Origin of the sequence: Psychrilyobacter sp., from assembly GCF_037132775.1 — a bacterium.
GTDB lineage: Bacteria > Fusobacteriota > Fusobacteriia > Fusobacteriales > Fusobacteriaceae > Psychrilyobacter.
The window spans coordinates 1-9,017 of the sequence record NZ_JBAHZY010000034.1 but is presented as its reverse complement, the minus strand read 5'-3'; the positions used below and the strand labels follow the sequence as shown (position 1 = coordinate 9,017).

The 9,017-nt window shown below is 32.2% G+C and carries 12 protein-coding genes and 1 pseudogene; 1 reads left to right on the top strand and 12 read right to left on the bottom strand.

The window, feature by feature from the left end; translation table 11 throughout:
* Positions 1-371: 371 nt before the first annotated feature.
* The 4 genes from V5784_RS02135 to V5784_RS02120 form a co-directional block, all read right to left on the bottom strand.
* A complete protein-coding gene (locus V5784_RS02135) occupies positions 372-1,346 on the bottom strand; it encodes an NAD/NADP octopine/nopaline dehydrogenase family protein (protein ID WP_336887399.1) in 975 nt (324 codons plus the stop codon).
* A gap of 923 nt (positions 1,347-2,269) precedes the next feature.
* On the bottom strand, positions 2,270-2,521 hold the full coding sequence (locus V5784_RS02130) for a hypothetical protein (protein ID WP_336887398.1): 252 nt from the start codon (positions 2,519-2,521) through the stop codon (positions 2,270-2,272).
* A 168-nt stretch (positions 2,522-2,689) separates the two neighbouring features.
* Complete coding sequence (locus V5784_RS02125; RefSeq protein ID WP_336887401.1) at positions 2,690-3,247, bottom strand: transposase; 558 nt, start codon at positions 3,245-3,247, stop codon at positions 2,690-2,692.
* 13 nt (positions 3,248-3,260) lie between these two features.
* Entirely contained in the window at positions 3,261-3,800 is a 540-nt protein-coding gene (locus V5784_RS02120) for a transposase (RefSeq protein ID WP_336887397.1), read from the bottom strand.
* A 193-nt stretch (positions 3,801-3,993) separates the two neighbouring features.
* Here V5784_RS02120 and V5784_RS02115 point away from each other — a divergent pair, with 193 nt between their 5' ends.
* The gene (locus tag V5784_RS02115) at positions 3,994-4,281 is read left to right on the top strand and encodes a hypothetical protein (protein ID WP_336887396.1); all 288 of its coding nucleotides are present in this window, start codon (positions 3,994-3,996) and stop codon (positions 4,279-4,281) included.
* Between the two features lie 360 nt (positions 4,282-4,641).
* On the opposite strand, the gene V5784_RS02110 is transcribed toward V5784_RS02115, so the two are convergent.
* From V5784_RS02110 to V5784_RS02075, 8 genes and pseudogenes are all read right to left on the bottom strand, one after another.
* Positions 4,642-4,992 (bottom strand): ASCH domain-containing protein, encoded by a 351-nt coding sequence (locus V5784_RS02110; protein WP_336887395.1) that lies wholly within the window; start codon positions 4,990-4,992, stop codon positions 4,642-4,644.
* A gap of 80 nt (positions 4,993-5,072) precedes the next feature.
* On the bottom strand, positions 5,073-5,759 hold the full coding sequence (locus V5784_RS02105) for a 5'-methylthioadenosine/adenosylhomocysteine nucleosidase (RefSeq protein WP_336887394.1): 687 nt from the start codon (positions 5,757-5,759) through the stop codon (positions 5,073-5,075).
* 57 nt (positions 5,760-5,816) lie between these two features.
* Complete coding sequence (locus V5784_RS02100; RefSeq protein ID WP_336887393.1) at positions 5,817-6,086, bottom strand: hypothetical protein; 270 nt, start codon at positions 6,084-6,086, stop codon at positions 5,817-5,819.
* 409 nt (positions 6,087-6,495) lie between these two features.
* Complete coding sequence (locus V5784_RS02095; protein ID WP_336887392.1) at positions 6,496-6,660, bottom strand: hypothetical protein; 165 nt, start codon at positions 6,658-6,660, stop codon at positions 6,496-6,498.
* Positions 6,661-6,761: 101 nt separating this feature from the next.
* Positions 6,762-7,088, bottom strand: a pseudogene (locus V5784_RS02090) (hypothetical protein).
* Between the two features lie 23 nt (positions 7,089-7,111).
* Positions 7,112-7,738: an LD-carboxypeptidase gene (locus V5784_RS02085; RefSeq protein WP_336887391.1), complete on the bottom strand. Its 627-nt coding sequence runs from the start codon at positions 7,736-7,738 to the stop codon at positions 7,112-7,114.
* A gap of 275 nt (positions 7,739-8,013) precedes the next feature.
* A complete protein-coding gene (locus V5784_RS02080; protein ID WP_336887390.1) occupies positions 8,014-8,508 on the bottom strand; it encodes an N-acetyltransferase in 495 nt (164 codons plus the stop codon).
* Between the two features lie 44 nt (positions 8,509-8,552).
* A complete protein-coding gene (locus tag V5784_RS02075; protein WP_336887400.1) occupies positions 8,553-8,873 on the bottom strand; it encodes an EFR1 family ferrodoxin in 321 nt (106 codons plus the stop codon).
* Positions 8,874-9,017: the final 144 nt, after the last annotated feature.

Here is a 9,017-nt window from a genome sequence, read left to right as displayed (position 1 = left end):
ATTACTGCTGGTGCAAAGAAATTTAACAATAGATTTGATTTTATTCCTTCTTTTGGTTTTATATCAGTTAACTCCTTACCAAGTAAAGGTTTCGCAGTGTCCCACATAACCTTTCCAGTTTCCCTTGTCCTTGCTTCTGCCGCTTTCATTGGTCCAAAGGTCAGGTATAATCTTCATTGCTATCAATCCAACCATTACTATAGAAAATATGCCATAAAAATTGAATACCCTGCTGGATGAGATATAAAAATACTTATATGAAGTTTCTAGGTTTCAAGAATTTCTTCAATGCTAAATCCTAGAGTGTCCACAGTTCTTATAGATTCTTTCTTATAATCTGTCTCCATTAATTTTGAAGCAATATTAATAACTTAGTGAATCATCGGAACAGCTAATCCAAGCTTTTCAGCTAAATCAGACATAAATACAAGTCCATAACCTACATCTTCAGTTAAATATCTATTATTTAATGTATCTGGTGCTGTTATACTTTTAAATCCTGGAGCACTTGCATAACCATATTTGTATGATGCCTCAGTCATATATCCTTGTAACACTCCTAGTTCTGCATCTGGAATAATTTCCACACCAAGTTTTTCTGCAATCATAATTCGCTCCACATCAACAGCTTTAATAAGTTTACCTACTGATGGAGTAACACCCTCTTCATAGAATAATAACTCACCTTTCGAACGTTCAATCGCATCTGCATTCAGCAACATTACTGATGGGTGGATTACTGGATTAGAATTTTGTAACATTGTCTGCATTACATTTTTTGCTTTTTGTGTATGAGGATATACAGTTCTAAAAGCTTTGATAGCATTCTCTCCTTGCTCCTTTGGAATAGTTGATAAGAATAGTCCTCCTTTTAATTTAAGAAAAATTTTCACCACTCCCGGTTCAATTATTCTTGCAGCATAAGGTAAGGTGGATGATTCACAAATAGTGCAGGCAGATGCACTTTTAGTGCTCATAAAATTTTTTTTTGTAATTAATGCACCACCAAAAGACCCAGGACACACAACATAAATCTGATTAGGACTAATATAGTCTTTAATAGCATTAGCAAAAGGTTCTGTACTAAATGCAGGTCCTATAGCTAGTATCATATCCGCATCAATAACAGCCTTTTCAATTGAATGTCCAGAAGATGCTATTGGTGCAAATCCGCTTAATTCTCCCTCAACACTTACCCCACCATTTTTATTAATTGCTTCAATAATTTTGGGGAACTGTTCAAAATCAAACATTCTTACCTCGTGCCCAGCAAGAGACCAATCTGCTGCTGCTGCACATGCGCCATTACCCGAACCTAGAATCGCAATTTTCATTTTCTTTTTCATATTCTAATTCTCCTTAAAAAGTAATTAAACATTTTACTTGTATAAATTATATATATACATCTATAAAGGAATTCCTTTATAATTAAATTTTTAAAAATGTAAAAATTGGTATAATTAAATACAACAAAAAGTAGCCATGGTGAAAAAATACGCTTTATCGTAAGTGTCACAAGAATATGGCTGTAGCTTTTTTTAGGTTTAAATAAGTCCACTGAGTTCAGGGCTTTCTTATTTGCTGTATTTTGATTATAGGGTGTAATTATAAGGGGAAGTCTTTAGGGAGGCTTAGGAGGAGAATCTAATTTTAAATGTGAGTCTGAAAAAGAATTAGAGTCAATTGCTATTTCAATTCCTTCTTCTGTTACTTTGGATAATTTTTTTTAAAACAAACAAAATATGGTATATATTAATACTAACCTACTTACGTTATATATTAAAAAAATGAAATGGAGGTAATCGATCATGACAACTCAGAACTTTTATAATGAAATTTATAGGGAAATGAATTGCTCAAAAGAAAAAGGGTATAAAATAATTTTAAAAAAAGATCTTCAGAGTATTTTACTTATAAATATTAAAGGGAAGAATGGTTTTACTAATCATGAGAAAAAATTTAATTTTATTTACCTTAACAAGTCTTTCAGTTAACAATTTAGTTGCAAATATTGTATCTCAAGAAGGGAATAGAGCTAAAATTAAATTACGTGCTTTTTTTTATAGAAATAATAAAAATTTATGGAAATAATAAAAATTATGAAAATTTTAAAAGGAATTATCCTACCACTTAAGTTTAATTTTATCAATGGTCTAGAATGATAGAAACCATTCTGAAAGCCTTTCTTCAGATTCTCTTTATACTGCCATCCCTTTCCAGTATGACAGTATAACTTTAATAATGTCCTCTTTCATCTCAAATAGCTGATTCAGCCTAAAAAAATCCATAAGGTACCGAATAATTTTACACCTCCAACAGCTAGGACACCTCCTGCTGCCATTGCCAGAAAGTCAGCGAATTCAACCTTCCCATTCCCCTTACTATTCCACCATTCCTTCCAAGAACCAGCTATGGTAGCCATGATAATTCCCATGGGACCACTTCCGGTTATTAGAAGAGTAACAAAGGATATTAAAGCCCCTGCAAGTAGATGCACAATTTTATCTGCTCCTATCTTCATAAGCCCTCCTTGGTATAAGAAATTTTAAATTAGTAGTTATATATTGGGTGACATACTCCCCCACCTAGCCTATGAAAACGGCTTGAGGAGAGGGCTTCTTGGGAAGTGAGTTTTAAATACTAACTCATATTTACCAAGCTCTATGGGTAAGCCCTACCCTGATATATTTTAGTAAGCTAGTAGTTTTTTTCCTTCTGTAAGTATATTGTAACGAGCATTTAAGTCACGATCTATCGAAAGTCCGCATTCACATTTATATATTCTTTCATTAAGTTCAAGAGTTGATTTTACTGCATTACAAGATGAACAAGTTTTAGAAGAAGAATAATACCTATCTATTTTAATAACTTGTTTACCTGAAAATATCGATTTATATTCAAGCATATTAACGAGCATACCCCACGCATTGTCAAAAGTATGTTTAGCTAGGTTTTTTATCTTCATAGATTTAAGATCTAAATCTTCAATACAGATTGCATTATATTTTTCTATAAGTTTCTTAGATAATTTATGAAGATAATCGGCTCTTAAATTTTTAATTTTTGAATGTAATCTACCCACTTTTAATTTTTGTTTATACCAATTATTAGAATCTTTGGTTCTTCTAGCTAATATACGTTGTTCTTTAGCTAATTTATCTTGATATTTATTATAGAATTTCGGTGCATGACCTCTTTGGTTTTCAGAGGAAACAAATAATTCTTTGGAAGAATAATCAAGACCAATTATATTATTGTCGTTAGGTACTGGTTTTAATATCTAATTGAAATTCAGTCAAAAGGCTCACATAATAAGCCTCACTAGGTTCACAACTTATGGTAGCTGATTTAATTTTATGGTCTTGAGGTATCAATCTATGAAGTTTTATCTTAAGACTCTTGAGCTTAGGAAATTTTAATCTCCCATTTTCAATTCTGATAACATTATTAACATTATTAGTTGAATAAGATTTTCTTGTATTTCTTTTAGACTTGAATTTAGGGTATCCAGTTATTTTTTTAAAGAATCCTTGGAAAGCTTTATCTAAATTTTTTAATGTTATTTGTAGAGACATACTATCCACTTCTTTTAAGAATTCTAATTCTTTCTTTAAAAATGGGAGCTCTTTAGCTTGAGTAGTATATGTAGTGAATTTTTTTTCACCCTCATATAATTTGATTTTCTTATCAAGAAATATATTATATATTAACCTTGTAGAACCAAAAGTTTTACGAATTAATAGTTCTTGTTCTTTAGTTGGTAATATTCTAAACTTAAAAACTTTGTTATATTTTTTCATAGATTTTCACCTCCTACACATATGATATATACATAACATTATAACATTTATTGCATAGCTATTAAAGGAGAAAAATATATGAGATAGTGTCAAGATGGAATTAATTAGAAAACCTTTGCTATTCATCTCCCTCTTAATAGAAGAAGGAGTTTTTTAGCAAAATTAAGATAAAGTTTAATAAGGAGTGATATTTATGTTGATTAAAAATAGAGACAATATTTCTAAGCACCTTCGTGACATTTGGAAAAGAGCCGACCTCACCAGGATGGATAAGATCGTAGGAACAAACCTCCTCTTAGAAGAATATGAAAATTTTGAATTTTCAATAAAAGACTATGCCGGGCATTTAAAAATATCTACATCTACCCTTAAAAGATCCATCGATCATTTAGACAGGTCAAGAATATTGGAGAGAAAGAAAAAAATACCCTTAAATAGGGGAATCAGGTACAGATATATATTCGACTGCAATAAGATCTAAAAAACAGTGATTTTTACCCTAAAAAAGAGTCTCCTGTGAGCCTATAAGGCTCACCCATGATCCTTATAGGCCCACCTATGGTCCTTTCAACTTTTAACCCTCCCAACCCTAGTATTCCCAGCCCTTTAAATGAGGCCGTAGTTTTAGATTTAGCGATCCCATAGGTATAAGTTGTAGGGACATCTTCTCCTAGCCCTCAGAGGGGAAATGAGGGCGTATTCCAAACTTTAAAGCTAGTCCTAGTGTATCAACTCAAATTCCTCACAGACTACTAGCATATCTTCTGAAAATTCTAGTCCTTCGCTCTTTAATGCCCTGGTAAAAAAATCTACATGTTCCTTTCACCAGTATTCTAAAGATTTATCTCCCTCTCCTTCCAAATCTTGCAAACTCCTCACTTACTTCATTGAAGGGTGCAACACTTACTTTTTTCGTCTGAATAATACACTGAGCTGCCTCATCCCAATTTTTAACTATACTTATATCTCCTACTTCGGGTAATTTATCCCCCTCTATTTCATAGGAATAGCATAATCCTGCTGTAGCTCTTTTTATTCCCTGTTTAACTAATCCTGCCAGTTCATCTGCATCTCTTTTATTATCACAGAAACACCATGAAGTATACTTTTCATCTGTATTGTCTGAGTTTTCACCTATTGATTTCAAGTATTTTTCCCACATAATTTCTACTGATTTATTCTCTGAATCCATATTTTAATTCTCCTTGGTCGAACTCTTAACTTTTCAATAAATATTTATTCAGCTTAATATAGATCTATAAAAATTTATTTTTACAATATTTTCATCATATTCATAACTATTGTTGCTGAATTTTGTGCCGTAATTTTTTCAAATTTTTCATAGCTTATAGTCGCTTTTCCGTCTGCTTTATCAGAGATACTCCTTATCACAACGAAAGGCACATCATTTATATGAGACACATGCCCAATAGCTGACCCCTCCATCTCCACACAGTGAGGTGAATATCCTTTTATAATTTGTTCTTTTAATTTAGTATCATCTACAAAACATTCTCCACTTACAATTCTTCCTAAGTGATAGGAGCTAGTTATTACATCACTATTTTCAAAAGCCTTCTCTGCAGCTTCAATTAATTCCCTATCCCCTTCAAAATACTCTTGATGAGGAAACCAATTTTTCATCTGCTTTTTTCTCACATCATGGTGGGTCACATTGCTTGAGATAACAATATCACAGACTTCAACATCTTTATGTAATCCTCCAGCAATACCAGTATTTATAATACCATCAATTCCAAATCTATCGATTAATACTTGAGTGCAGGAAGCTGCATTTACTTTCCCTATCCCGCAAGATGTTATAACCACATCTTTTCCATATAATTTACCCACGTAAAATACAAAGCCTGCGATCTTTTCTTTCCTCTGCAGTTCTATATTACCTAATAACAATTCAACTTCTATATTCATAGCACCTATTATTCCTATTCTTTGCATATTTTAATTCTCCTTCACTCGTTTAAATTTATACAAATCCCTTCTTGGAATTTCACCCTATAATTCAATAATATATTGTAATACTCTCTCACCTGTGTCCTCATCTATAAATGAAGATCTTAATTTCCCCTTATTCTTTTCAATTATCCTTACTGAACCAATGTTTGCCTCATCACAAGTAATCAATAAATTATTAAGTCCTATCTTACCGGCTTCTAATAAGCCCATCTTTAAAATTTGATTCCCATTGCTCTCTCTTCTTCGAGTCAACAAGCCAGTAACTGCTGCATGGAACCCAACCTTCTGGTAACCCAATCCCCAATTCAACATCCTTTAATTCATCTATATATAATTTAAAATCAATTTCCGCATTTTTATCTCTCCTTACTCGGAAAACACCCCTTACCTCTTTAGGTAGGGGATGAATGTGAGTAGCATCAAGTAGATGCTTAGTTTTTTTAAAAATTAACTTGTTTCTAATAACAAAAAAGCTATACTAATCTATGGACATTAACAATTGAATATATGAAGTTAGGACAATTAATCTGTTGTCCTGTAAAATATTCACAGTAAACGAACCATTTTGAGAATAGCGAAAACCAAGCTTTGACGCTCAAAGTGATATACAGCTATCTGAAACTATCTAGTAAACTAGAAAGATGATATATAAAAAACTGTAAATTCAGGGTAGGGCTTACCCATAGAGCTTGGTAAATATAAGTTAGTAATTAATAACTTACTTCCCAAGAAGCCCCCTCCTCAATCTGTTTTCATAGGCTAGGTGGGGGAGCATGTCACATAGTTCATACGTTTCTGATCCACTCTTTTTTATTTCCTTAACATAAGTCAAAAAAGAATTTTCATAATCTTTATTTGGTTTAACTAGTCTAATATTTGCCATTTTTTTACTCCTTCAAGTAACTTTTTAATTTTTTTCCGATATTAATTTATGAGTCTTAGATATTAATCCTTCATAAAAACCTATTTTTTATAAAACTTCATTTAATGCTTTTTGATTATAATCTCTATATTTTCGTCTGCTGATATTTCTACATAACCTCCTACAGGAAAAGTAAGGTGCGGGGTAGTGTGTCCAAAATCTGCTCCATAGATAATAGGCATACCTTTCAACTTTGCCTTTGAATTTATTATTTTTTCAAATAAGCCTTCTTCCATCTTTGATTGCATTTGAAACCTCCCGAATACTATCCCTCTAACCTTATCAAAGTTTGGCTGATGAATCAAAGACTACAGATCTCTATCAAATGTTTCAGGTGAAGTCATCTCATCATCTTCTAGAAAGAGTATTATATCCGTTAAATCCGGCATAAATTCTGTTCCTTGTAACAGGTTCAGCGTACATAAATACCCCCAATTATTTTCCCTTCTGCCCTTCCCTTTCCCAATGATTTATAGCCATTGTTTTTATTAAATATTCTGACTTCCTGATTTAAAAACCAGAGATCATCACTCCACATTTTTGAAGGATCTATCTTATATTCATCCTTTGAAAACAAACACCTTTTAAAGTATTCAAGGGTATAATCAAACCCTTTTTTCATCCCAAAAGTAGAATAATGGGGTTCGGAATATGTGACCAGGCCAGTTTTAGTATAGATAGCATTTGAAAGAGCCGTTATATCTGAATATCCACAGAGTATTTTAGGATTATTTTTTATCAGATCATAGTCTATATATTTTAACAGTTGGTTTGAATTATATCCTCCTATTACAGTTAAAATACACTTTACATTCTTATCGGAAAAAGCCTCATGCAGATCCGCTATCCTCTCCTCTATGGAAGAAGACATAAAATCATCACTGGCCTCACAGTTTTTAGAAAACGTTACCTTTAACCCCAATTCAGCAAGACATCTATTTGCAAAAATTCTGGTCTCTTCCCCTATCAGCTTTAAGCTTCTTGCTGGGGCAATTATCCTTATCTCATCATTACATCTTAATTTCTCCGACATTTTCATCTAAACCTCTCCTTCTTTTATAAAATTTTGTATAACCTCATTTCAAATCTTGATCATTTATTTTTTTCCTGCCTTTAGGATTAAAAAATTAGGCTTATGAAAATCCTGTACCATCTTTGGGATGAGCTTTATATCCTCTATACTGGGTAATGACTCTAAGGCTTTCTCTATTTGAAATCCGCATTCACTCAGTGTATTTATGATCTCTGCAAAAGTTCTGTGATATTTTATGACACCATCAACAAACCATATCACCTCTATTTTTTAATAACTGTCTAAAATATTATTCCCATCATAATATCTGCTTCTAATTCATCCTTGGAATTTTTAATCCTCTGCCTCATCTTTCCCTCTATCTCAAATCCTAAACTCTCATAAAATTTTAATGCTTTTTGATTACTTTCTCTGGCAATCAATTCCATCCTTGAAATTCCTTCTATTTTTTTTCCTTCCTCCATGAATTTCAAGAATATTTTTTTACCAATTCCTTCTCCATAAAAATCAGGAGATACCACTATGGTTATATTTGATAATACATGATCAAAAACTCTAAGCCCAATTTTATATCCATGGATCTCCCCAACTACCTCTCCATCTTTTTCAGCCACTATCAAAACTCCATCATCCAAAGCATTCTTTATAAATCCTTCCACATACTCTCTAGTGACTTCATCTTCAAGCCTAGCTATTCCACCCTCTATTTTGGAGACTTTTTTATATAGTTTATATACCTTATCTATATCATCTATTCTTCCTTTTCTGATATTCATCTCTTAATTTACCTCCATTAATTTATGTTTGTTACTCTTAATATTTAAACCTGACTTATATCTATCCTTTTATTTTTAAACCTTAGCTTCCCCTCTGTATATGTTTTATATTCTATGGCTTCAAATGGACAATAGTTAATACACCTAAAGCAACCTTCACAGTAATCATCCCAAACAACTTTGTCTCTTACTTTTATATTACCCACAGGACACCTCTCCTCACAAAATCCACACAAGGTACACTTTTCATTGGTTTTAAATCCTCTTTTAGCTCCTCTAAAATGCCACATAGCTAATTTATAAATAGGAAGAAGTAAATAATATTCAAAACTCCTACTTATTTTATTTACTTTCTTAGTTTTTATCTCTGGCGGTGAGTCTTGTCAAGCACACCACCACATATTTTCAAGGAAAACTTCATTTGCAGTAAAATAATTTAATACTTTTCGCGGTCTATTTCTAATTCTTTCTACAGTTCTTTCTAACTCATCATCTGGTATTGCTGAAAA